Below are 23,360 nucleotides of genomic sequence, written 5' to 3'. Positions count from 1 at the left end.
GGGATGTTTTAGGCTCATTTTTATGATTATGCAATATTTATGCCAAAACGCTGAAAGGCGAAATTAAGTACGATTGTTTACATTTCGGAAAAGGTCCGGTATTCTTATGGGATAAGAACTAGTTGGGCCAATAAAAGGGGGGATATAATGATTAATTCATTGGAAAGCAGCGAGGTTATTATAAAAGAAATTATAAGCAAAATAGAGAAAAGCAGCTGGGACTCTATAACTTGCCAGGAAACGGTGAAGGGATTGCTAAAGGTGATGGACGACCTTGCTGACTTTCGTGATATTGGTGATCATTTATATGATGGAATATATATAACCGACGGTGAGGGGAAGACTCTATATGTTAACAAAGCATATACTAGAATTACTGGTATACGGCCTGAAGAGGTAGTAGGCCAGTATGTAGATGATTTGGTAGCGAAGGGTGTCTATCTTAACGCAGTAACTCCGGAAGTAATTAAAAGTAAAAAACGAGTTAATGCGATGGGTGAAAGCTTGCGTAATGGGACTAAAATGCTTATTACTGGTAGCCCGGTTTTTGATGCTGAGGGAAACGTCAAAAAAGTAGTTACCATTGATAGGGAGATTACCGATTTATTGAAAATGAAAAGCGATTTAGAAGCATCGCAGCGCAAGATACAAGCAGTGAAAACGGACAAGGCGAAAAGTATCATGGAAGCAGAACACCTTAGAAAATCCCAACTAAAGAAGACTTTGATAGGATCTAGCATTGAAATTCAGAAGGTTATGATGCAGATTCAGCAGGTTGCCGATCTTGATGTCACAGTGTTGATTACAGGAGAAACCGGCTCGGGTAAAGAAGTCGTAGCTAATGAAATATACTTAAACAGTAATAGAAAAAAGAGACCATATATTAAGGTTAATTGCGCCGCAATTCCTTTAAACTTGCTCGAAGCAGAGCTTTTTGGCTATGCGAAAGGAGCCTTTACCGGAGCTACCAGTTCAGGAAAAATGGGTTTGTTTGAATTAGCTGATAAAGGAACAATTTTGCTGGACGAAATCGGTGACATGCCCTTAGAATTGCAATCAAAACTGCTTCGGGTGATTCAACACAAAGAAGTAACCCGTGTTGGTGGAACTAAGCCAATTGCGCTTGACGTAAGAATATTGTCGTCAACAAACTGTGATTTGAAGAATTTAGTAAAGCAAGGACGGTTCCGTGAGGACTTGTACTATCGATTAAATGTCTTTCCGATACATATTCCGCCATTAAGATCCCGTATTGAAGATATTGAGCCGCTAGCTAAGCATTTTCTTGATATATATAATACGAAATATGCGAGGAATACAATTATAGATATACCTGGGTTTGAAATGCTGCATAAATACCTTTGGCCAGGGAATATACGTGAACTACAGAATATCATTGAACGGCTTGTTATTATTGCAGAACAAAAGGGTAATGTAAGTAATGAGCAATTAGGAGCGCTTCTAAACCTAAATCCATCCTATTTAGCACAGCCTAGTTTGGAAAAAGCCGGACTTAAAGATATTGTAAATACTGTAGAAAAGAAGGCAATTGAAGAAGCTTTGGCTCTATATGGTAGTACCAGAAAAGCAGCCAAAGTTTTAATGGTAGACCAATCAACTATTGTTAAAAAAGCTAAGAGATTAGGGATTGTTTTAAAAGATGAAAAAACGCATCAAGCCTGATGCGTTTTTTCATCTTTTAAATGTTTAATGTTTGTATAACTTTCTGGAATATTACCATTTTATTTTGATGATTTTTTTCATCGGCCAAAAGAGAAAAGACTGATTTTTTTAATAAGATGCTGGTGTATTCTGTTGGCACTATTATTGCTTATATTAATAGCGTGGGTGTTAATGGCTAAAGATGATGATACATATGGGGGGAATATCGATTTATTTTATAGGATTTACTGCAAGGAGTAAGGTTTTGCAGATATAATACGGAAGAATCAAATGAGTTTGTATAATGTTGATACTTATAAAGGTAGTTTCTTATATTTTTCTAACATCAACGATAAGAATGGATGTGTAAGAATGATAAATCGTATACTAGCGTTCTTTGTAAATTTGATGCAAAGATATTTACCGGATCCCTTTACCATTGTTTGGGTTATTACTTTGTTTGTAGGTGCAATGGCATTAATAATTACCAATACATCTCCGATGGCGGTAATTGACTATTGGGGTAAAGGGTTCTTCGATATTTTAGGCTTTGCTATGCAGATGTCTCTAGTATTAATAACTGGGTACGCGTTAGCTTCTGCAAACATAGTACGTAGGTTTCTGCAGAAAATAGTACTTATTCCCAAAACACCAAAACAGACCATTCTATTTATTGGTTTTGCCTCTATGGCGCTTTATTATTTTAACTGGGGATTAGGCTTAATTGCAGGCGGATTTCTTGCACGAGAAGCTGCAAAACAACACCGTGATACTGATTTTCGAGTTTTAGTAACGGCAGCGTTTTCTGGAATTATTATAACACATGGAGGACTATCCGCCTCCGTACCGTTAGTAATTAATACAAAGGGGCATTTTTTAGAAGGTCAAATTGGACTGGTTCCGTTAACTCAAACAATTTTTCACCCCCAAACGTTACTTATAACATTGACGTTAGCAATTGTAATTCCTCTTGTTTGTGTTCTCATGTTGCCTAAAAAAGAGGAAACAGTTGTAGCTGATATTTCTTTGCTGGAAGATTATACGGTATCTGAAGCGGCTGTTGCGACAGAGGTTCATTTAGCAGATAAAATGGATAATAGCCGTTTTCTGAATTATTCTCTAGGTTTAGCTGGATTGATCTATCTGGTCGCTTACTTTACGAAAAACGGTTTTAATCTAAATGTTAATATATTAATATTTATGTTTATAGTATTAGGAATACTGGCTCATGGTACGCTGCTTAATTACGCAAGAGCTATTTCTAAAGGTACTGCTACTGCTAGTGGTATAATTTTGCAGTTCCCTTTCTATGCTGGAATCATGGGAATTATGCATGGCAGTGGGCTAGTACATGTTATCTCTAACTGGTTATTAAGTATTTCTACTTACGAAACTTTTGAATTAGCATGTTACTTCTCATCGCTAATTATTAGTATCTTTGTTCCGTCGGCTGGCGGACACTGGGTTGTTCAAGCGCCATTTATGTTGCCAGCAGCCGCAACTTTAGGAGTTGAGCCGTGGAAAGTCGCAATGGGAGTTGCATGGGGGGAAAGTATTTGGAATATTGTTTGTCCGTTCTGGGCGCTACCTCTTCTTGCTATTGCAAACATGAACCTGCGAGATTTAATGGGCTTCTCTGTTTTGCTGTTTATAATTGGCAATATAGTTGCGATTGCAGGTATTCTTTTAATAACTCACTAAAACAATCTTCGGAAGATTATAATACTGAATTCTCCTAAACTTCTGCTTTTGCCAACAAAAGTTTTCTTAGCATAATAACTGTCGTTCAGCCAATACTAAGATTGATAGAATTCAACTACTTAGTAACGGAAAGGGTGACAGTTTTGCGCGTTAAAGTTAATTACAAAGTAATCGCAAGTGTTTTCCTCATTCTGTTTGCCGTAGCTGCAGTTTTTGCCGGTGGCTGCGGAACAAGCAAAAAGCCTGCTCCTAAACCTTTACCCGGCCAAACCGAACCGGGGGCTCCTGGTAATGTGGCAATGCCGCCGCGAATGGTTATTGGTTACTATGAAAATCCTTGGCCAGGCACACCTGACCAGTCCGGTTCCTTCCCCAGCATGAAAGCATACGCTAAAAGCATGTCGGCAGTCGGCCCCTTCTGGTACAAGGCGACCAAAGACGGCACATTGGAGGCTAGAGACAGTCAGCTGGTATATGATACAGCGCGTCAACTAGGGCTCAAGATGTATCCATTAATTACAAATAAAACGGGTGCAACAGATGATGTACTAGGCGACCCTGGTACTCGCACCAAAGTAACCGATAGTATTGTTAAACTGGTACAAGAGAAAGGCTACGATGGCGTCAACATCGACTTTGAATTGCTGCCGCCCAAGCATAAGGATAACCTGACTGCCTTCATGGCGGAATTGTACCCCAAAATGAAAGCAATCAATAAATTGCTTATTATTTCGGTATTTCCACAAGTTGATGTTGCTGAAGATGTTTCCGGAGCTTATGACTATCCGAAGCTGGCGCAAAACGCGGATTTCCTTCAAATTATGACCTATGACAATCACTGGTCGACTTCCGAACCAGGTCCTATTGCTCCGATCGACTGGTATGACAAAAATATCAAATACGCTATTGAAAAATGCGGTGGGCCGCATAAAGTCATTATTGGTGTAGGAGCTTATGGCTACGACTGGGTAGGCAAAAAAGGAGAAACAATTAAGTATTCGGATGCCATTGTTTTGGCCGAAAAAAATGGTGTTAAAGTGAATTACGATGAAAAAAATCAAGCTCCTAATTTCAAGTACAAAGACCATGAAGTATGGTTTGAAGATAATAAAAGCACTGCGGCCAAATTAGATGTTGTAGCTAAATATAACCCAGCTGGTATTGCTGTTTGGCGATTAGGACAAGAACAGCCCGAGATTTGGGGAACTATCGACAAAAAGTTTCCGAAAGGTCAGTAAAATTTAACCCTGCCGTAACTGCGGCAGGGTTTTTCTGGTAGTAGTAAACGGTAACTCGGAAGGAGTGATAATATGGCTATTGTTGAAGTGACCATTATTCCCCTGGGTACAGCCTCGCCCAGTGTTAGTCAATATGTGGCAGGCTGCCACAAGGTACTGAAACAGGTGACAGACCTAAAATACCAATTAACGCCAATGTCCACAATTATTGAAGGCGATCTTGGCCGCATTTTGGAAGTCGTACGTCAAATGCATGAAACTCCTTATCAGGAAGGCGCCCAGCGGGTATCAACTACTATTAGAATTGATGACCGAAGGGATAAAGAACTTACTATGGCAGGAAAAATTAAAGCTGTTGAAGATAAAGTAAGCTTAGCTTAGGGTGGGGTTGACCTATCGCAGAGTGTCAGGCGCAGGTATTTTTGTTAATTCACTAAGGAGGTTTAGCATATGGAAAAGCAAGTAATAACAGTAATAGGTATGCGTTGCGGGCATTGTAAAAGCGCAGTAGAAAAGGCAGTAGGTGCGTTAGCAGGCGTGGCAAGCGCCAGTGTAGACCTGGCAGCCAAAACTCTCACTGTGGAATTTGATCCTGCTCAAATTAATATTACTAAAATAAAAGAGAGCGTAGAAGAGGAAGGAGTTACTGTCGAATAAACCAAAAAGTTCTTGACGTAAAACCGCAAAATTTGCTATACTTCAAGACAAGCCCCCGGCGACAGGGGGCTTGTCTTGTTATGTAGTTTCATGGAATTAAATTATATAAATGAGGACGAAAGGGTGATTGTGTCATGACATCACGCCTCGAAAAGCGACTGGGTGAACAGCGCAAAACCCGGCGAAACCGGTTTTTGCTTATTGTAACATGTCTGCTGTTATTTATCAGCGTAGCCGGTGCTACCTACTACTGGTCAACAGGGGGTAAGTTTGAGAAGGCTCGTCGTGCCGGTACCGGATTACCGAATAAAGTCAATATCCTGGTAATGGGTGTAGATGAACGCAGTGATGATGTTGGGCGTTCTGACACCATGTTTGTAGTTACCATTGATACGGCAACAAACCAAGTTTCCTTATTATCGATACCGCGTGATACCAGGGTTAAGATTCCTGGCTATGGCTGGGATAAAATCAATCATGCCTATGCTCAGGGTGGTCATAAACTGTCTAAACGTGCGGTAGAAGATCTATTGGGTATTCCTATGGATTACTATGCAATAGTCAACTTCGCTGCATTTAATAAAATTGTTGATGCGGTTGGCGGTGTTACTATCAATGTTGAAAAGCGTATGTATTATGAAGATCCGTACGACAACCTCTTAATTGACCTTAAGCCCGGTGAACAAAAACTCGATGGCCGGACGGCCATTAAGTACGTGCGGTACAGGGACGAAGAGGGTGACATTGGCCGGATTGAACGTCAACAGAAGTTTATAAAAGCAATGCTTAAGGAAGTAACCAGTCCTTTAATTTTGCCGCGGGTTCCCGGTATTATCCGCGAGGTTAACTCCGCTATTAGCACTGATATGACAACAGCTGAGATGCTCAATTTAGCTAAAATATTAAATGACGCATCCAAATCCGGCTTAAAAGCCGAGATGGTTCCCGGAAAACCTGCCTATATCAGCGACATTAGTTACTGGCTGCCTGATATCCAGGCTTTAAGGAGCTATGTGGCTACGACCCAGGGAATGACGGTAGATGACAAATATGCGTCAGAGGCTCGAACTACAGCCAGCCAGTATGAGAAGTCTATCCCCCAAGAAATGAAAATTGTAGAGCTGCCTAAAAAGCCAACAGATTCCAAGCAGGTACCCGATCCGAAAACTGTAGATAAATCGCAATCAGATAAAACTAAAACAACGGAAGCAAAAACCGCATCCACTTCTGCTAAATTAAGGTTTGAAGTAGTTAATGCCAGTGGTGTTCCCGAGGCCGGTGACAAAATGGCGGCTGTTCTCAAAAGTCAGGGCTATGAGGTTATCAGTGTTGCGGGCATCAGCGCTTCCAATAAGAATACTGTAGTTATTGCTAATAGCAGCGATGCCAGCAGTAAGTTAACAAGTTTGCCTTTCCGCTACGCGCTGCAAATCAATAAAGATGACAGCAGAGCCAATATAGTCAAAGTAATCGTAGGCAAGGATTACGTCCAGTAATAATCCTAGCTTTCCGCTTTAGCGGAGAGCTAGGCTATTTTTTTTTGCCTATCATGGGATACTATCTATGTGATTTTGATGTTTTCGTGGACGGGGGACAGATATGTGGGATGAAACAAGCCGTCGTATTAAGATATTAGCGGTTATTGTTGTCGGGGTAATTGGTTTGCTGATTGCTAGGCTGGTTTGGATGCAGTTGGTTCAAGGGACACAATACAAAAAAATTGCTGAGGAAAATCGTATCAGGCAGATTACTATGCAGGCGCCGCGAGGCAGTATCTATGACAGAAACGGGGCAGTTATTGTAGCTAACAGACCGAGTTTTGCAGTATCCATTATTCCGAATGAGTATATCAATGGTCAGGTGGCCACCCCGCTGCTAGAGTCTATTACCGGAGTTACGGCCGAGGAGATTGGTAAACTTCTCAATGCCAACAAAGATTTTCCATTTAGTCCGGTGCGCATTAAACGGGATGTGGATGAGGCGACAGTAGCCAAAATTGAAGAACGTCAATACTATCTGCCGGGAGTAATTATCGAGGCCATCCCCTCACGGCAGTATGTTTATAAGGAACTCGCAGCTCATGTCATGGGGTATGTCGGCAACATTAGTGAAGACGAATATGAGGAGCGCAAGTCGTGGGGGTATCATCCCAATGATTTGATTGGCAAAGATGGTTTGGAACGGGAATGGGAAGAAGTGCTGAAAGGTACTGATGGTGCCCGCCAGCTTGAGGTCAATGCCGAAGGTAAAGAAGTTCGCCCGCTGGGGGATCGTCCGTCAATTTCGGGACGGGGGCTTGTTTTGACTCTGGATGTGAATTTGCAAAAAGCTGCGGAAACTGCCTTGGCGGAGCAAGTAGAAGCAAGCCGCAAGCTGGGTCAGCCGGCAAAAGGCGGTGCAGTTGTTGTGTTAGACGTAAAAACCGGCGGGGTATTGGTTATGGCCAGCAACCCTGCGTTTGATCCCAATATGTTTGCCGGTGGGATATCTAGCCGGAATTGGAATCAGCTTATGAAGAATCCCAATAATCCGCTAAATAACCGGGCTATCCAAAACGCTTATCCACCCGGATCGGTATTTAAAATTGTCACAAGCGCTGCCGCTCTGGAAATGAACTTGACCACCCCACAGGAAGTATTTGACGACAAAGGTGTTTATGTGCTTAACGGCTGGAGTTTTTACGGCTGGCAGACGAAAGGCTTGGGGAAATTGACAGTAGCCGATGCTCTGGCCTGGTCGAGCGACCCAGTGTTTTATGAACTTGGCAGGCGGTTGGGATCTGACAATTTGGCTAGCTATGCATTGACTTTTGGCTTAGGAAAGTTGTCAGGTATTAAGCTTGCGGGAGAAGCTAAAGGAATAGTGCCTGATAGCGAGTGGAAGCAAATCAACTACGGCGAACCCTGGTATCCGGGCGAAACGCTAATTGCCGCGATCGGGCAGGGATATTATCTGGCAACTCCGTTACAGCAGGCACTCTTAGCCCAGGCTGTAGCCAATGGCGGTATTGTTTATAAACCTATGCTTGTTGATAAGACACTTACGCCTCAAGGCAACCTTGTGGAAAAACTACAGCCAGAGGTGTTAAGGACAATTTATCTCAGGCCGGAAGTCTGGGACACAATTCGCCAAGGTATGATTGGTGTTACCGCTCATGGCACAGGGGCGGCAGTTTTTCAAGGGTTTCCCAAGACGGTAGCGGGAAAATCGGGTTCGTCCGAGACCGGACGGGGAACGACTCATTCATGGTTTGCTTGTTATGCACCGGCGGAGAGCCCTGAGATTGCAATGGCTGTGCTTGTAGAAGAAGGGGGAGAGGGCTCAATGGCAGCCGCACCTGTCACTCGCCGGGTATTGGAAGCTTACTTTGGCCTTAAAAATAAACCAGTGCTTCCTGCAACGAGAACTGATTAAAGCAGCTTTTTTCATCATACTTAAAAATCATAGCGGGGTTGCACGTCAATCTTGTTTTTTTCTATTGCAGCAGAAAGGAAAATTACCATTTGGCCGCGAAATATGGTAAGATATTTATGGCACTTACTCTGTTAGGACGTGAATTTATGGAGTTATATCCCATCAATCTCAAGCTGACGGGGCGGCGGTGCGCTGTTGTCGGCGGCGGTACGGTAGCCGAGCGAAAAGCGGTGGCACTCATTGCTGCCGGAGCGCAAGTGAGTATCTTTAGCCCGGTTTTGACGGCTAAGCTGACTGGGTTACAACAGGACCAATGTTTAACCTGGATACCACGCAGTTATGAGATTGGTGATTTAGATAAATTTTTTCTTGTTTCTTGTGCCACCGATCAACCGGAAATAAACCGCCAAGCGGCTGAGGAGGCGAGGGCGGCGGGCGCGTTAGTGAATGTCGCCGATGCGCCGGAAATATCGGATTTTTATGTACCCGCTCATATAGCACATGGCGATTTGCTGATAACTGTATCTACAGGCGGGGGCAGTCCCGCGTTAGCGCGGCAGTTGAAACATAAAATTGCTGAAGATTTTGGTCCGGAATACGGCTACTATCTCGCGCTTGTGGCCAAGCTTAGGCTTGAGATGAAAGAACGGTTGGCCACTTCTAAAGACCGGGAAAAATTTTGGCGGGAAACTATTGACCATGAGACGCTTGATTTGCTTAGAGCAGGCAAGTTTAGCGAAGCAGAGGAGAGAATACGACATGCAGTTAGTTGTGCTTGGCCTGAATCATCGAACGGCTCCCGTGGAAGTTAGGGAGTGCTTCTCTTTTTCCGAGGAACAAATCAAAGCAGCTTATAAGCGTCTTCATGAATATGATGATATTCGGGAATGCGTTATTTTGTCTACCTGCAATCGAACCGAGATGTATGCGGTTGTAGAGGATGCTGATGACGCTTTGCCGGTGATGCAGGAATTCCTTGATCATATGTCGCCTGGTGTATTAGCCGAGACGATCTATGATTATTTATTTTATTTTCAAGAAGAGGAATGTATCAGGCATTTGTTTCGCGTTAGCGCCAGTCTTGATTCGCTGGTGCTTGGCGAAGGCCAGATACTTAGCCAGGTAAAGACGGCATATGCCATAGCTCGGGCAGCCGGTTCGACGAGTACGGTTCTTAATACTTTGTTCAATCGAGCGATTGCTGTTGGCAAAAAAGTTCGTACAACCACCCGGATTGCTTATAATGCGGTTTCTGTCAGCTACGCTGCCGTGGAATTAGCCAAGAAGGTATTAGGCGATTTGTCATCGTCTAACGTTTTAGTGCTGGGCGCAGGCGAAATGAGTGAGCTGACAGCCAAGCACCTCGTTGCCAGCGGTGTTAAAACCGTGTTCGTATCCAATCGCAATTTCGACCGGGCTGTCGCCTTGGCTGATAAATTCCGTGGTGTGGCTGTGCCATTTGAAGACTTTATGAAATGTGCTGTCGACGCTGATATTGTGATCACTTCAACCGGTGCCCCGCATTATATCATCAGGGCGTGGGATGTTGCTCACCTTATGCCTAAACGGCAGGGACGTCCTATCTTCTTTATTGATATTGCTGTGCCGCGGGATATTGAGCCGGAAGTTGGTGCTATCGCCGGCGTAACTTTATATAATATTGATGATTTAGAGGCTGTTGTTGAGTCAAATATGCGCGAACGGGAACAGGAAGCTAAGCAGGCGGAGCATCTTATCGATGAAGAAATGACCGATATTATTGAAAGGTTTCGCTATTTGTCTTACCGGCCTACTTTGGCGCGGCTGACTGACAAAGCCGAACGAATCCGTCAACGGGAAATTAAGCGGGCTTTGGCCAAATTGCCTGATATTTCGGCCGACGACCGGCGGATATTTGAGAATATGTCAAAAATGATTGTGAGAAAACTGCTGCGTGATCCGATAATCCGGCTTAATGAAGCAGCAGGTACAGATAAAGAGTACTATTACCAGGATGCCCTCCGTGACATGTTTAACCTGGATATCGCCCTGGAAATGTCTCGGGAACGGCAAGATCATCTAGGAGAGGAACGAAACAGTGAAACAAAAACTTGTCATCGGTACGCGCGGCAGTAAACTGGCTTTATGGCAGGCGAATCATGTGGCTGCCTGTTTGCGTGAGCGTTATCCGGAAGTAACGATAGAACTAAAAAATATGGTAACAACAGGCGACAAAATTTTGGATGTGCCGTTGGCAAAAATCGGCGGTAAAGGACTGTTTACAAAAGAATTAGAAGTAGCCATGCTGAGCGGCGAGATTGACTTGGCGGTGCACAGTCTTAAAGATATGCCCACCGAACTGCCGGAAGGCTTAGTGCTTGCCGCCGTTACCAACAGGGTTGACCCCGGTGACGCCCTAATCAGCCCTAAATACAAAACCTTGGATAAACTGCCGGCTAAGGCACGGGTGGGTACTTCCAGCCTTAGGCGTAAAGCCCAGTTATTAAATGCACGGCCTGATCTCACTATTGTTGATTTGCGGGGTAATCTTGATACCCGGCTGAAAAAGCTTACCACCGAGAACCTTGACGCCATTCTGCTGGCCGTTGCCGGTCTGAGAAGGCTGGGCTGGGATGAACATATTACTCAGGTTTTGCCGCAAGATGTTTGTCTTCCAGCGGTAGGCCAGGGAGCGTTAGCTATTGAAGCACGGGGGAATGACGCAGAGACACTGGCTATGCTGGAGTTTCTGAATCATGAACCAACCCGGCAGGCGACACTGGCGGAACGTGCTTTTTTGGCAGAAGTTGAGGGCGGCTGTCAGATACCTATTGGTGTCTATGGGCAGGCTGGAGACGGAGAGGTTACACTAAATGCGGTAATCATGTCTCCTGACGGCAAAGAAGTTGTGCGTGATACTCTGACCGGCCAAGTGGAAAACGCACCCAAATTAGGCCGTATGCTGGCTGTACGTATGCTCGAAAGTGGTGGACGCGAGATATTGGCCAAGCTGTTTGAGATAGAAAAATAGGTAAGAGATGCAAATTTATCCGCTCGCCTGTAACCGTAGGGGGTATAACCTACTTATAGAATCTGGGAGTCTTAGAGCGGATTAGTCGCAGGATAAAGATAGAAGTAATAATTAGGAGGACTCCAATGAAACAGGGATTTGTCTACTTAGTTGGCGCTGGTCCCGGCGATTACGGGTTAATTAGCATAAAAGCAATAGAGTGTATTAAACAGGCCGATACAATTGTATATGATCGGCTCGCTGATGACCGGTTACTGGATCATGCCAGGCCCAATGTAGAACTTATTTATGTTGGTAAAGCTTCGAGCGATCATACCATGCGGCAGGAGGATATTAACCAGCTGCTGGTGGATAAGGCTCAGGAAAATAAAGTGGTTGTGCGCCTTAAAGGCGGAGATCCTTTTGTTTTTGGCCGCGGCGGAGAAGAAGCGCTTAAGCTACTCAAGAATAATATCAAATTCGAAATAGTACCTGGTATTACTTCGGCTATTTCGGTGCCTGCTTATGCGGGTATCCCAGTTACTCACCGGGGAATAGCGACTTCGTTTGCTGTGATTACCGGACATGAAGACCCGACTAAGGCTGAATCCAATATGAAATGGGATAAGCTGGCTACCGCTGTTGATACCTTGGTATTCCTGATGGGGGTGGAGAACTTACCTCATATTACCCGTAAACTTATAGAACATGGCCGTCCGGCCGAAACTCCGGCGGCTGTTATCCGCTGGGGTACAAAACCGGAGCAGGAGGTCTTGGTTACAACTGTAGGGCAGGCAGCCGGTGATGTGGCTGCAAAAGGACTAAAGCCGCCGGCCATTTTTATTGTCGGTCAGGTTGTTGCCTTACGCGATAAACTTGCTTGGTTCGACAACAAGCCAATGTTTGGGAAAAAGGTGCTTGTGACCCGGGCGCGGGAGCAGGCAAGCGCTCTTACAGAAGGGTTAGCTAAGCTGGGTGCTGACTGTATTGAGGCCCCGGCGATAAAAATTATGCCGCCGGAAACGTATCAACCATTGGATGATGCTATTGCCGCGATAAAAGAATATGACTGGTTAATTTTTACCAGTGTTAATGGGGTAGAGCATTTCTTCGCCCGCCTGGCTGCTGCAAAGCTGGATACCAGAGCTATCGCGGCTAAAGTTGCAGCTATTGGTTCCCAAACCGCCAGCCGTCTGCAAAGCTATGGCATTACCGCTGATATTGTTCCAGCGGAATTTAGAGCCGAGGGCATTATCGAAATGCTCGAACCTCACATAACGGCAGGTATGAAAGTGCTTATCCCCCGTGCTGTTGTTGCCCGGGATATCCTGCCCGAAAAGTTGAAAGGATTGGGAGCTTGTGTAAATGTAGTACCAGCTTACCGCACCGTCACCGGTGATACCGACGGCCAGGTGTTGGCTGATAAGCTGACCGCAGGACAAATTGATCTCGTTACCTTTACCAGTTCCTCTACTGTGACAAACCTTTTGCATTTATTAGGAGCTAACGGTGCTCAGCTTGTTGCTAAAGCCAAGATTGCTTGTATCGGTCCAATCACGGCCGAAACTTGCATGAACCATGGCATAAAGCCTGATGTGATAGCCGAAGAATATACCATCAAAGGGCTAGTGGAAGCCATTACGACATTGTTTTGTGACTAACTCTCGCAAAACTACATGGAAGTGCAAGATAGCTTCAGGTGAAATATATTTTACCTGAAGCTAAGTCTACTTTATCCGATAACTAACCCGCTCTAGAACCTCCGACTTCAGTCATTTGGAGTTTAGAATGGATAAGTTTCTGGATAAGGGCGACTAACCTTCGGCAGGAGTTAAAACTCCTGCCAAATCTAAGGCTACTTTATAGCAAGGAGGAATAACTATGTCTATTATTCACCGTCCCCGGCGGCTCAGAGTAAGTGCCGGAATTCGTAGTATGGTGCAGGAAACGACATTAACAGCGGCTAACTTAGTCTATCCGTTGTTTGTTGTGCCGGGTACCAATGTAAAAAAAGAGATTTCTTCGTTACCGGGAAATTTTCATCTATCATCGGATAAGGCAGTAGAACTGGCGAAAGAGGTATATGACTTAGGTATCCCTGCTGTATTGGTTTTTGGTTTACCTGAGTACAAGGATGAACGCGGCAGCAGTGCCTGGGATATGAGCAGCCCGGTACAGCAGGCTATTTTAGGTATCAAACAGGCTGTTCCCGACCTTGTTGTCATTAGTGATGTTTGCTTGTGCCAATACACAAGCCATGGTCATTGCGGTCTGTTAAACGGCCATAAAGTAGACAACGATCCGACGTTACCCTTGTTGGCGGCAGTAGCGCTTAGTCATGCGAAAGCCGGTGCGGATATGGTTGCTCCGTCCGATATGATGGATGGCAGGGTGGCCGCCATTCGCGAAGAACTTGACCGCTCAGGCTACAGCGATGTCAGTATCATGTCTTATGCCGCTAAATACGCTTCCGGCTATTATGGTCCTTTCCGTGATGCCGCTGATTCGACTCCACAGTTTGGTGACCGCAGGGCTTACCAAATGGACCCGGCAAACTCCCGGGAAGCACTCAAAGAAGTTGCTCTGGATATTGAAGAAGGAGCCGATATTGTTATTGTCAAACCGGCATTGGCCTATCTTGATATTGTTCGTCAGGTAAAAGACCAATTCATGCTGCCTGTGGCTGCTTACAACGTTAGTGGTGAATTTGCCATGGTTAAGGCTGCAGCGGCACAGGGATTTATTGACGAGGAACGTGTAGTAATGGAAACCCTTGTTGGCATGAAACGAGCCGGTGCGGATATTATTATTACCTACCATGCTCTTGATGCTGTACGGTGGTTAAAGAGCTAAGAACGGGGAGGATGAAGAGCATGGCATTTAACTTGAAAAAATCAGCTACCGCTTTTGCTGAGGCTAAGCGGCATATTCCTGGTGGAGTAAATAGTCCGGTACGGTCATTCCGGGGAGTTGGCGGAACGCCGCCGTTTATTGCCAAGGCCGCCGGCAGCCGGATTTATGATATTGACGGCAACAGCTATATTGATTATGTCGGCTCGTGGGGCCCTATGATTTTGGGACACGCTCATCCTGAGGTAGTCAGTGAAATTCAGGATGCAGTAACCCGAGGCACCAGCTATGGCGCTCCGACTTTATTAGAAACCGAACTGGCGCGGATGATTACCGAAGTTATGCCGTCAATGAAGCTCGTCCGGTTTGTAAATTCCGGTACTGAAGCTACTATGAGCGCTTTGCGACTGGCCCGCGCTTATACTAACCGTAATAAGATAGTTAAATTTGTTGGTTGCTATCATGGCCATCACGACAGTCTGCTGGTTAAAGCCGGCTCAGGTGCTGCCACTTTCGGTGTCCCTGACAGCCCTGGTGTACCGCCGGCTATTGCCGGTAATACCATCACCGTAAACTATAATGATGAGCAAGCGCTGGCCGAAGCTTTTGCTCAGAATGGCCAAGAAATTGCTGCCGTAATTATTGAGCCGGTTGCGGGTAATATGGGTCTGGTTCTGCCGAAAGAAGGTTATTTGGAGAAAGTACGGGCAATTACCGAAGAGTACGGCGCGTTGTTGATTTTCGATGAAGTTATGTGTGGTTTCCGGGTAGCATATGGCGGAGCACAGGAAGTCTATAATATCACTCCGGACCTCACCTGTTTGGGTAAGGTAATCGGTGGCGGTTTACCTGTCGCTGCCTATGGGGGCCGCCGCGATATTATGGAAATGGTTGCCCCGGCCGGCCCGGTGTATCAAGCCGGTACACTAAGCGGCAATCCGCTGGCGATGACGGCCGGACTTGCCACTTTACGAATTTTAGCACATACACCGGATTTTTATGAAAAGGTAATCGCCGTAACTACTGCCTTGTGTGCAGGGCTTAAAGAACAGGCGGAAGCTTACGGTTTCAACTATCAATTCCATCAGGCGGGAACAATGTTTGGTATCTTCTTTAATGACAAACCTGTTTACGATTACGACAGTGCCAAACTTTCCGATATTGGTGCGTTCAACACCTTCTTCCACGCCATGTTAGAACAGGGAGTATATCTGGCGCCTTCTCAATTTGAAGCCGCTTTCATGTCTGCTGCGCATACCCAGGCGGATATTGAAGCAACGATCGCAGCTAGCCGTAAGGCATTTGCCAAAGTAGCAGAATATTGTCAGAAAAAGTAAAGAGCAATAAAAAGTAAAGAGAATTCCCTCTGTACAGTGTTGCAAAGGGAATTCTTTTTTTATGACGAATAATGTAAAATAATACGAGAAATTGCGAACATTTTTCTTACCAAATTCTAAGATAAGTCTTTGCTTTTACTTCCAAAATACGTTAATATATTACCAGAAGATTGCAAAAAAATATTACTCCGGCAATTGTAAAGGAGTTTTTGAAGCTATATGAGCACAAAGAAACGCCTGCATGCGGCGAGAATGGGAGGAGATCCAGTCTCACAGCTGCAGATTATAGCTAGGCAAATTAGCACTATTTCAGCATTGTTTACTATGCTTGTGGCGATAATTACCCCCGGTACACATTGGGGGATGGTTGTAATACTTGCTGCTTTGTACATAGGTTATAACATGTATTTAAGTTTGAAACGGGCAAAACCGCATCTTGGGGAATTGGCCATTGACTTAATGCTGTGTGCTGGCCTTACTATATCTGGTGCTATGTATAGTAATGTCTTGTACTATCTGCTCTTAATGCGGATGGTGCTAAAGGTAGGTCGTGACCGGGCATGGCGAATGACTATGGCTGTTTCTTCTGTATATTTGCTTGCAAACGCTATTGTTTGCGATGAGGTTGCGTTAACTTTCCTGATGGAACGTTTATATAACGTTCTGGGATTTGCCGTTCTTGCTTTTACTGCCGTTTATATGCTCAATGTAGTAACCTTGCAACTTAAGCATGAAGGGCAAATTGCTGAACTAATGAAAGAGAACGCCCATCACTATGAGTTGGCTCATACCGACGAGCTAACCGGTTTATTGAATCACCGGGCTTACTTAGAGAAGACGGCCGAGTTGCAACAATATGTGTTGCTCATTGTAGATATAGATCATTTTAAGAAACTGAATGACACCTATGGCCATTTGTTTGGCGATCAGGTACTAAGTACAGTAGGTAATATTATTAAAACACGTGTGCGTGGCAACGATATGGCATTTCGTTATGGCGGCGAAGAGTTTGCTCTCGTATTTCCGGATATTCCATTGGAGGTCGGTTTGAAAATTGCCGAAAAATTGAGATTTCAGGTAGCTAACTGTGACTTTTTCCATAACAATGAACGGGTAAAGATTACTATTAGTATTGGTTTATCCCGAAAAAAACCCAGCATAGCAAGTCAGGATGCTTTCCGCGAAGCGGATAGTGCTCTATACAGGGCAAAGCGTCAGGGACGCAATCAATGCGCAGTGTTTTAAAAGTAATTAAGGGACGAATCACTTGGTGATTCGTCCCTTATTGTTTAGCCCATAATGGCTTTTAAATCTTCATCCGGAGTGGTAATTGGCTGGAGACCGAAGTTTTCATTAAGCACTTTGAATACTCCCGGTGATACGAAGGCCGGAGCAGTTGGGCCAAGACGGATGTTTTTAACACCCAGGTGTAATAGAGTAAGCAGAATCGCAACTGCTTTTTGCTCAAACCAAGACAGTACGAAGGAGAGCGGCAAGTCGTTTACGCCACAGTTAAATACTTTGGCAAGAGCAATCGCAACTTGGATACCGGAGTAGGCGTTGTTGCACTGGCCAAGGTCAATCAGGCGGGGAATACCGTCAATATCGCCAAAATCCAGATGGTTAAAGCGATATTTACCGCAGGCTACTGTAAGGATTACGCAATCTTGCGGTACTTTTTCCGCCAGCTCGGTGTAGTAGTTGCGGCCTGGTTTGGCACCATCACAGCCGCCGATAAGGAAGAAACGCTTGATTTTGCCTGCTTTAACAGCTTCTACGATTTTATCAGCTAAGCCAAGAATGGCATTGTGGTGGAATCCAGTAGTCAGAGTGTAGTCGCCTGCCTTTTCGGGAAGAACAGGCAGAGCTTTGGCTTTAGCAATAACAGCTGAGAAATCGTGACCCTCTACGTGGGTGCCTCCTTGAAGGCCGGTTACGCTGCGGGTGAAGATGCGATCGCCATAAGTTTCGTTGGCGGTTAATGGCATTACACAGTTAGTAGTTACTAGGATAGCACCAGGGAAGGCTTCAAATTCTTTGCGCTGGTTTTGCCAAGCGGTACCATAGTTGCCAACAAGATGCTTGTATTTTTTGAGTTCAGGATAAGCGTGCCCTGGCAGCATCTCGCCGTGGGTGTAAACGTTAATACCAGTACCTTCTGTTTGTTTAAGCAGTTCTTCTAAGTCCAGAAGATCATGGCCGGTAACCAGAATGCCATAGCCTGCCTTGAATCCTGTAAATACTTCGGTAGGTACAGGTGAGCCGAAGTGGTCAACATGGGCTTTGTCGAGGAGCTCCATAACCCGCAGGTTTATTTCGCCACATTTTAATACCATTTCTATATGTTTTTCCAAACTGAAATTTACGTTAGTCAAAGTGAAAAACAGGGCATCATGCATGAACGCATCCACTTGCTCATCACGAGCGCCCAGTTCGCGGGCATGATGTGCATAGGCGGCAATACCTTTCAAACCGTAAATCAGAGTGTCTTGAAGGCTGGCAATGTCTTCGTTTTTACCGCATACACCAACTTTAGTGCAGCCTGTGCCACCGGCCGTTTGTTCACATTGATAGCAGAACATACTCATTAGTAAATCCTCCTTGTTTTTGTAGGTTATGGCTTTATTATAGGGGATATAACGGAAAAGGACTGTGACGCGTGTCACAGTCCGGTGTGATTTTAATACGATTATGCTGTTTTTATTTCCACACTGTCGCCGTTTTTTACAATGGCTGTATATTCTGTCGGCTGGCCATTAAGGAGTATTGCGAATTTGCTTGTAACAGGCAGGGTTCTAGGATCAAAGTCGGCCGCCAGCAAGACATCGCTTATTAGCGCCTGGCGGTCTGAGGTAATGGCAAAATTAATCGTACTGCCGGGTTTGGCCGGTTCACTGGCTTCTGTTACTTGACCGTCAACCTGTATCGAATGACTCTGAATAGGGATTGTGCAGGGCGCGCCGTTAAAGGTAACGTTAACCGAGGTATTCTCATAAGTGCCGTTAATGCCCAGTATTTCTGCCAGTGTTGGCGGAGGCAGCTTTACTACTTCGACGGAGTCGCCCGATTTCAGCTGGCTTTCGGGAGCTGCCAAGGACTCATTAATCGTAAACTTCGGCCAAACTTTATAGGAACGTTCAGCACCATTTACTGTATAAGTATATTCGGCAGGCTCAGGATCAAGCTGTAACTGCTGCAAAGCCTCAGAAAGCGTGAGTGATTTGCTGACACAAATTTGGTCACGGTCATATAGCACAGTGTCGGGCGGGACCGCTTTTCCATTGACAGTAACTTTCGGCTCAATTAGATAACTTTTTCCGTCAACGGTAAGGGTGAGTGATTCGGGGCTTGGTACTATTTCGCTAAGCATAGGAGCTGGGGATGTGCCGTCGGCTCCGAGGGTTACACAGAGAGTATCCCGATTTGACAATGGGTCAGTTAACTTGCAGGTTTCTCCGTTTCTCTCAATTTCGCCGGGGGTTCCATGCCCACCGGCAATAAAACGGGTTTCATCGTTGACAGATATGGTGATTCCCATACCTGGACGGCCGCGCAGTGCCCGGATATCTATGCCTGCAGCCAACAGCGCGTCGGCTGCAGTTAACCGGTTCAAATTAAATAACCGGATCGGGCGTTCGTTTACTATAATATTAATGAAATTAAGAGTATGTCCGCCGGCAAGTTTCAAAATCCCTAGCGGGGTTACCGAGTCGGGAGTGCAAAATTTAGCCGGTATGCCGGTAATACCTTGAATTGCGTCCGGACGGCGAATAGCTACTCTGGCAGGCGGAATATTTAACGCGGCCGCCAGTGATTCCGGGAGCAGCGGGGTTAAAGCGCCGCCGCCAACTAATAGTACTGCCTGTGGCTGCTCAGCATTAAGCGCCAAAATTTCGGTGGCAATGCCTTGGGCCAATTCGGATACTTTAGACATCATAGCATCAATAATATCTTTGGCTGGCAGCTTTTGTTCCATGCCAAGCACATCAGTGAAGGAAATCTTTTTATTTTTACTGCCTAGCTGACGCTTAACGGCTTCGGCAACGTTAAAATCAAGCAGGAAATGCTGAGAGATGGCTTCGGTAATTTCATCTCCGGCCAACGGCACCATGCCGTAGGCAATAACTGAACCGTCACGGGTTATAGCTACATCCGATGTACCGGCGCCGACATCAACCAGAACCAGGTTGAGATGACGCATTGTAGAAGGAATGAGCACATTGATCGCTGCAATAGGTTCAAGAGTAAGGGTATCCATCTCGAGGCCCACAGATTGAATGGCAGATTGTAGAGAATCAATAACCTGACGGGGTAAAAAAGTGGCAATAACCTCGATGCTTGAACGTTTGCCGCGTTGACCAACAAGACTTTTGATACGGCTGCCATCTAAACTGAAGCTGACGACACTGTAACCAACACAGTAATAATCGGCAGGGTCGGTAACCGCGCCGGAAGTAGCTAGTTCGGCCTGCGCCGTTTGGATGGCGGCTAGTTCTAACGAACGTTCATCTTCTGAAGTAAGAAAGCCACGGGAGGCTGTCTCAAGTTCAGCGGAAACCCGAAGTGTGCATAACGCCCGACCTGCTGCGGCAACGGACACTTTGGCAAGCTTGCCGGTAGTGGTTTCAAGGCGTTCTTTGACTGTTTTCATTACATCGGCGACTTCTTGCACATCATGGATTTGTCCGTCAAGCATTGCACGGGTATGATGTTCTTCCCGGTCTGTTGCTATAAGTTTTATTGTGCCATTTTGCATTTCGCCAACAAGCCCGATGACACTGCGGGTACCTATGTCTAAAGCGAAGAGGAGTTGTTTATCGTCCATATGTACTCCTTCTGACTTGGAAATATTCTATAAAAAATCAGTTCATTATATAAATTCGCTGCAGGATATCCTATTTCCTGTCAGGTGAAAGAAGATTATCGGTTTTGTTTACGATTTTTGTCAGGGCTTTTTATCAATATTTTAGTATATTTGCAGCAGATTATTTGGTAAAATATAGCTTAGGTAGTAGGAGAGGAGTTTACGTAAGTTGTCCAATATACATATAGTAATTGACAGTACTTGTAACGTGCCTGCTGAGATGCTGGCAGCTTACCCCAATCTACATGTAGTGAATTTAAAGATAATGCTAGGCAGCGATGAGTGGAACGAACCTGAAATAAGTTGTGATGAGTTGTTCAAGCTAGTCAAAGAAAAGGGTATATTTCCCCGCACATCACAGCCGCCTCTTGGTGAGTTTTCGCAGGCGTTTGCACAAGCTGGCGATAATACCCCAATCATTGTTATTGCCGTATCAGGAGGAATAAGCGGTACGGTTAATGGAGCCAGAGCGGTGGCAAAAGACTATAAAGACCGTGAGATATATGTTATAGATTCTTCGACAGTCTCTATCGGTGTAATCAAAATGGCCGAAAAGGCGTTTCAGTTAGCGGAAGAAGGTAAGTCGGCCGCAAGTATCGCTCACTATTTGGAGCGGATGGTGGAAGCCACCCGGACTTTGCTTATACCCGACACGTTGGAGTTTCTTCATAAAGGTGGGCGTATTGGCGGGGCAGCTGCACTATTTGGTTCGATTTTGCAGATTAAGCCGCTGCTTAATCTGCAGGAAGGCAAAGTACAAGTGCTTGAAAAGGTGCGGACAAGGTCGCGGGCGATCAACCGAATGCTGGATGAATTAAATAATTACAAGGATATAGAATATATTGGTATTGGGCATGGGGCAGCACCGGACGTTGCCGAAGAAATATATAATACACTTAGTCAACGTTACCCGGGTGTGCCTGTATCAATCAGTGTAATAGGTTCTGCAGTCGGTGCTCATACGGGCCCGGGGGTTGTCGGCTTAATATTTCAAACGAAGATAGCTGATTGTTGACCTTCAAGGGGGGAAAGATATGCAGCCAAGTATTGATGTAATTAACGGTAAAGATTTTCGACGCATGATTGCCGGGGCATATGGGGCTTTTATGCGCGAACACGAATATATTAACAGTCTCAATGTATTTCCTGTCCCGGACGGTGATACCGGTACAAATATGCTGATGACGCTGGGGGCGGTGGCTAAGGCTGTCTCGGAAGCCCCGGATGAGGGGATTGGTTCTTTGGCTCGCCGCGGGGCAGACAGCGCTATCATGGGGGCCAGAGGTAACTCGGGAGTAATTCTTTCCCAACTGTTGCGCGGTATTGCCCGGGGATTATCGGGAAAAGATACTGCAGCCTCTGCCGAAGTCGGCAAAGCTTTTCAATATGGTGTTCTTTACGCTTACCGGGCAGTAGCCAAACCGGTGGAAGGTACAATCCTGACAGTGGCAAAGGGTATTGCAAAAGGTGCGCACCGCGCAGTGCGGGAACATGTGGCATTTGCTGATATTTTAACCGAAGCGATTAATGCCGGTAAGGAAGAGTTAAAACGGACGCCGGAACTGCTGCCGGCATTAAAAGCTGCCGGTGTGGTAGACGCCGGCGGGTATGGTCTTATTGTGTTTCTGACCGGCTGCCTGGAAGGTTTGGAGGGGCGGTTTAGCGGACCTGAAGCTGATTTTGGCCGCACTCTTTCCGTCCCGGGTATGACAACTGAACTCAATATCGCCCATCCGTACTGTACCGAGTTTATTGTTAAACATTTTGCTGCCAGTTTGAATGAAGTAAAACGTCGGCTGGGGCAAATGGGAGATTCCTTGGTACTGGCGCTGGGGGAAGACATTTTAAAAGTACACATCCATACCGCTCACCCTGGGGCTGTTTTGGAGTCTGCGATCACCTGGGGAACGCTTCATGATATTAAAATCGACAATATGGCCGATCAACACAGGCAAACTGTGGAGATGGGAGCAACTGCCCAAGCCAAAAGCGGTCTGGCGGTAATTAGCGTGGTATCAGGCGAGGGTCTGATTGAAATTATGAAGCAAATGGGAGCAGACGTTGTCATTTCCGGCGGGCAAACTATGAATCCGCCGGTTGAGGAATTTGTTGCTGCCGTGCATAACGGACCGGCAGAAAAGTATATTATCCTGCCCAATAATAAAAATATCTTGCTTGCAGCGGAGCAGGCCAAAAAGCTGCTTGGTGACAGGGTTGCCATTGTACCGACATTCAATGTACCCCAAGGGTTAGCTGCAGTAGTGACTTTTGATGCCAATAGTGACATAGAAACAAATGTCGCCAGAATGAAAGAGGCTCAGGCAACCGTCAAATCGGGCGGCCTGACTATCGCTGTTCGTGATTCCAAGGTTGAAGGGCAAACCGTACCGGAAGGATCATACATTGGTGTGATTGAAGGCAGGGTAGTTGTTTGGGCCGATACGCTGGAGGAAGCATTGACTATGCTGGTATCCCGACTTGCCGATGCAGATGCCGAAGTAGTAAGCTTGTATTATGGAGCTGAACTGACTGAGGAACAGGCCGCAAAATTGACTTCTAAACTTAGCGAACAGTTGGAAGACATTGAGATACAAGTATATTTTGGTGGACAGCCGCATTATCAGTTTATTGTAAGTGTAGAGTAAAAC

The 23,360-nt window shown here is 45.5% G+C and carries 18 protein-coding genes; 16 read left to right on the top strand and 2 right to left on the bottom strand.

Annotated features, from left to right (window positions below):
- Positions 1–147: 147 nt before the first annotated feature.
- The 14 genes from SRRS_RS24680 to SRRS_RS24615 all read left to right on the top strand — a co-directional run bounded on the left by SRRS_RS24680 (position 148) and on the right by SRRS_RS24615 (position 17,093).
- Positions 148–1,683: a sigma-54 interaction domain-containing protein gene (locus SRRS_RS24680; RefSeq protein WP_371364107.1), complete on the top strand. Its 1,536-nt coding sequence runs from the start codon at positions 148–150 to the stop codon at positions 1,681–1,683.
- A gap of 270 nt (positions 1,684–1,953) precedes the next feature.
- Positions 1,954–3,363, top strand: a complete 1,410-nt coding sequence (locus tag SRRS_RS24675) for a short-chain fatty acid transporter (protein ID WP_371364106.1) — start codon at positions 1,954–1,956, stop codon at positions 3,361–3,363.
- Between the two features lie 134 nt (positions 3,364–3,497).
- Entirely contained in the window at positions 3,498–4,601 is a 1,104-nt protein-coding gene (locus SRRS_RS24670) for a glycosyl hydrolase family 18 protein (protein WP_371364104.1), read from the top strand.
- Between the two features lie 72 nt (positions 4,602–4,673).
- Positions 4,674–4,982 carry an MTH1187 family thiamine-binding protein gene (locus SRRS_RS24665; RefSeq protein ID WP_371364102.1) on the top strand — a complete coding sequence of 103 codons (309 nt, stop codon included), beginning with the start codon at positions 4,674–4,676 and terminating at the stop codon, positions 4,980–4,982.
- 69 nt (positions 4,983–5,051) lie between these two features.
- Complete coding sequence (locus tag SRRS_RS24660; RefSeq protein WP_371364100.1) at positions 5,052–5,258, top strand: heavy-metal-associated domain-containing protein; 207 nt, start codon at positions 5,052–5,054, stop codon at positions 5,256–5,258.
- Between the two features lie 134 nt (positions 5,259–5,392).
- A complete protein-coding gene (locus SRRS_RS24655; RefSeq protein ID WP_371364099.1) occupies positions 5,393–6,754 on the top strand; it encodes an LCP family protein in 1,362 nt (453 codons plus the stop codon).
- A gap of 103 nt (positions 6,755–6,857) precedes the next feature.
- Positions 6,858–8,672 (top strand): penicillin-binding protein 2, encoded by a 1,815-nt coding sequence (mrdA, locus tag SRRS_RS24650; protein ID WP_371364097.1) that lies wholly within the window; start codon positions 6,858–6,860, stop codon positions 8,670–8,672.
- Between the two features lie 89 nt (positions 8,673–8,761).
- On the top strand, positions 8,762–9,484 hold the full coding sequence (locus SRRS_RS24645) for a bifunctional precorrin-2 dehydrogenase/sirohydrochlorin ferrochelatase (protein ID WP_371364096.1): 723 nt from the start codon (positions 8,762–8,764) through the stop codon (positions 9,482–9,484).
- Positions 9,432–10,787, top strand: coding sequence for a glutamyl-tRNA reductase (gene hemA, locus SRRS_RS24640; RefSeq protein ID WP_371364094.1), 1,356 nt, complete (start codon positions 9,432–9,434; stop codon positions 10,785–10,787). The genes SRRS_RS24645 and hemA overlap by 53 nt, the downstream gene beginning before the upstream one ends.
- Positions 10,750–11,682: a hydroxymethylbilane synthase gene (gene hemC, locus SRRS_RS24635; RefSeq protein ID WP_371364092.1), complete on the top strand. Its 933-nt coding sequence runs from the start codon at positions 10,750–10,752 to the stop codon at positions 11,680–11,682. The genes hemA and hemC overlap by 38 nt, the downstream gene beginning before the upstream one ends.
- A gap of 125 nt (positions 11,683–11,807) precedes the next feature.
- Complete coding sequence (cobA, locus tag SRRS_RS24630) at positions 11,808–13,322, top strand: uroporphyrinogen-III C-methyltransferase (RefSeq protein ID WP_371364090.1); 1,515 nt, start codon at positions 11,808–11,810, stop codon at positions 13,320–13,322.
- A gap of 220 nt (positions 13,323–13,542) precedes the next feature.
- Positions 13,543–14,514: a porphobilinogen synthase gene (gene hemB, locus SRRS_RS24625; protein ID WP_371364088.1), complete on the top strand. Its 972-nt coding sequence runs from the start codon at positions 13,543–13,545 to the stop codon at positions 14,512–14,514.
- A gap of 20 nt (positions 14,515–14,534) precedes the next feature.
- Positions 14,535–15,848: a glutamate-1-semialdehyde 2,1-aminomutase gene (gene hemL, locus SRRS_RS24620; RefSeq protein WP_371364087.1), complete on the top strand. Its 1,314-nt coding sequence runs from the start codon at positions 14,535–14,537 to the stop codon at positions 15,846–15,848.
- Between the two features lie 219 nt (positions 15,849–16,067).
- Positions 16,068–17,093 carry a GGDEF domain-containing protein gene (locus tag SRRS_RS24615; protein ID WP_371364085.1) on the top strand — a complete coding sequence of 342 codons (1,026 nt, stop codon included), beginning with the start codon at positions 16,068–16,070 and terminating at the stop codon, positions 17,091–17,093.
- A gap of 44 nt (positions 17,094–17,137) precedes the next feature.
- Here the strand turns inward: SRRS_RS24615 and hcp are convergent, their stop codons facing one another.
- Both hcp and SRRS_RS24605 read right to left on the bottom strand, forming a co-directional pair.
- Complete coding sequence (hcp, locus tag SRRS_RS24610) at positions 17,138–18,436, bottom strand: hydroxylamine reductase (protein WP_371364083.1); 1,299 nt, start codon at positions 18,434–18,436, stop codon at positions 17,138–17,140.
- 101 nt (positions 18,437–18,537) lie between these two features.
- On the bottom strand, positions 18,538–20,673 hold the full coding sequence (locus SRRS_RS24605; protein WP_371364081.1) for a cell division protein FtsA: 2,136 nt from the start codon (positions 20,671–20,673) through the stop codon (positions 18,538–18,540).
- Between the two features lie 208 nt (positions 20,674–20,881).
- On the opposite strand from SRRS_RS24605, the gene SRRS_RS24600 reads away from it, so the two are divergent.
- Positions 20,882–21,727 (top strand): DegV family protein, encoded by an 846-nt coding sequence (locus SRRS_RS24600; protein WP_371364079.1) that lies wholly within the window; start codon positions 20,882–20,884, stop codon positions 21,725–21,727.
- Between the two features lie 19 nt (positions 21,728–21,746).
- Entirely contained in the window at positions 21,747–23,357 is a 1,611-nt protein-coding gene (locus SRRS_RS24595) for a DAK2 domain-containing protein (RefSeq protein ID WP_371364077.1), read from the top strand.
- Positions 23,358–23,360 lie beyond the last annotated feature (3 nt).

It is taken from the genome of Sporomusa rhizae, assembly GCF_041428845.1.
Classification (GTDB): domain Bacteria; phylum Bacillota; class Negativicutes; order Sporomusales; family Sporomusaceae; genus Sporomusa; species Sporomusa rhizae.
The sequence above is the reverse complement of the archived record's forward strand: the minus strand, read 5'-3'. Positions and strand labels throughout refer to the sequence as shown.

Bases quoted from the DNA above. Each gene is read 5' to 3' on its own strand.
- mrdA (WP_371364097.1), top strand. From the start codon at position 6,858: ATGTGGGATGAAACAAGCCGTCGTATTAAGATATTAGCGGTTATTGTT.
- hcp (WP_371364083.1), bottom strand. From the start codon at position 18,436: ATGAGTATGTTCTGCTATCAATGTGAACAAACGGCCGGTGGCACAGGC.
- SRRS_RS24660 (WP_371364100.1), top strand. From the start codon at position 5,052: ATGGAAAAGCAAGTAATAACAGTAATAGGTATGCGTTGCGGGCATTGT.
- SRRS_RS24595 (WP_371364077.1), top strand. From the start codon at position 21,747: ATGCAGCCAAGTATTGATGTAATTAACGGTAAAGATTTTCGACGCATG.
- hemA (WP_371364094.1), top strand. From the start codon at position 9,432: ATGCAGTTAGTTGTGCTTGGCCTGAATCATCGAACGGCTCCCGTGGAA.
- cobA (WP_371364090.1), top strand. From the start codon at position 11,808: ATGAAACAGGGATTTGTCTACTTAGTTGGCGCTGGTCCCGGCGATTAC.
- SRRS_RS24680 (WP_371364107.1), top strand. From the start codon at position 148: ATGATTAATTCATTGGAAAGCAGCGAGGTTATTATAAAAGAAATTATA.
- SRRS_RS24615 (WP_371364085.1), top strand. From the start codon at position 16,068: ATGAGCACAAAGAAACGCCTGCATGCGGCGAGAATGGGAGGAGATCCA.
- hemB (WP_371364088.1), top strand. From the start codon at position 13,543: ATGTCTATTATTCACCGTCCCCGGCGGCTCAGAGTAAGTGCCGGAATT.
- SRRS_RS24675 (WP_371364106.1), top strand. From the start codon at position 1,954: ATGAGTTTGTATAATGTTGATACTTATAAAGGTAGTTTCTTATATTTT.
- hemL (WP_371364087.1), top strand. From the start codon at position 14,535: ATGGCATTTAACTTGAAAAAATCAGCTACCGCTTTTGCTGAGGCTAAG.
- SRRS_RS24605 (WP_371364081.1), bottom strand. From the start codon at position 20,673: ATGGACGATAAACAACTCCTCTTCGCTTTAGACATAGGTACCCGCAGT.
- SRRS_RS24665 (WP_371364102.1), top strand. From the start codon at position 4,674: ATGGCTATTGTTGAAGTGACCATTATTCCCCTGGGTACAGCCTCGCCC.
- SRRS_RS24655 (WP_371364099.1), top strand. From the start codon at position 5,393: ATGACATCACGCCTCGAAAAGCGACTGGGTGAACAGCGCAAAACCCGG.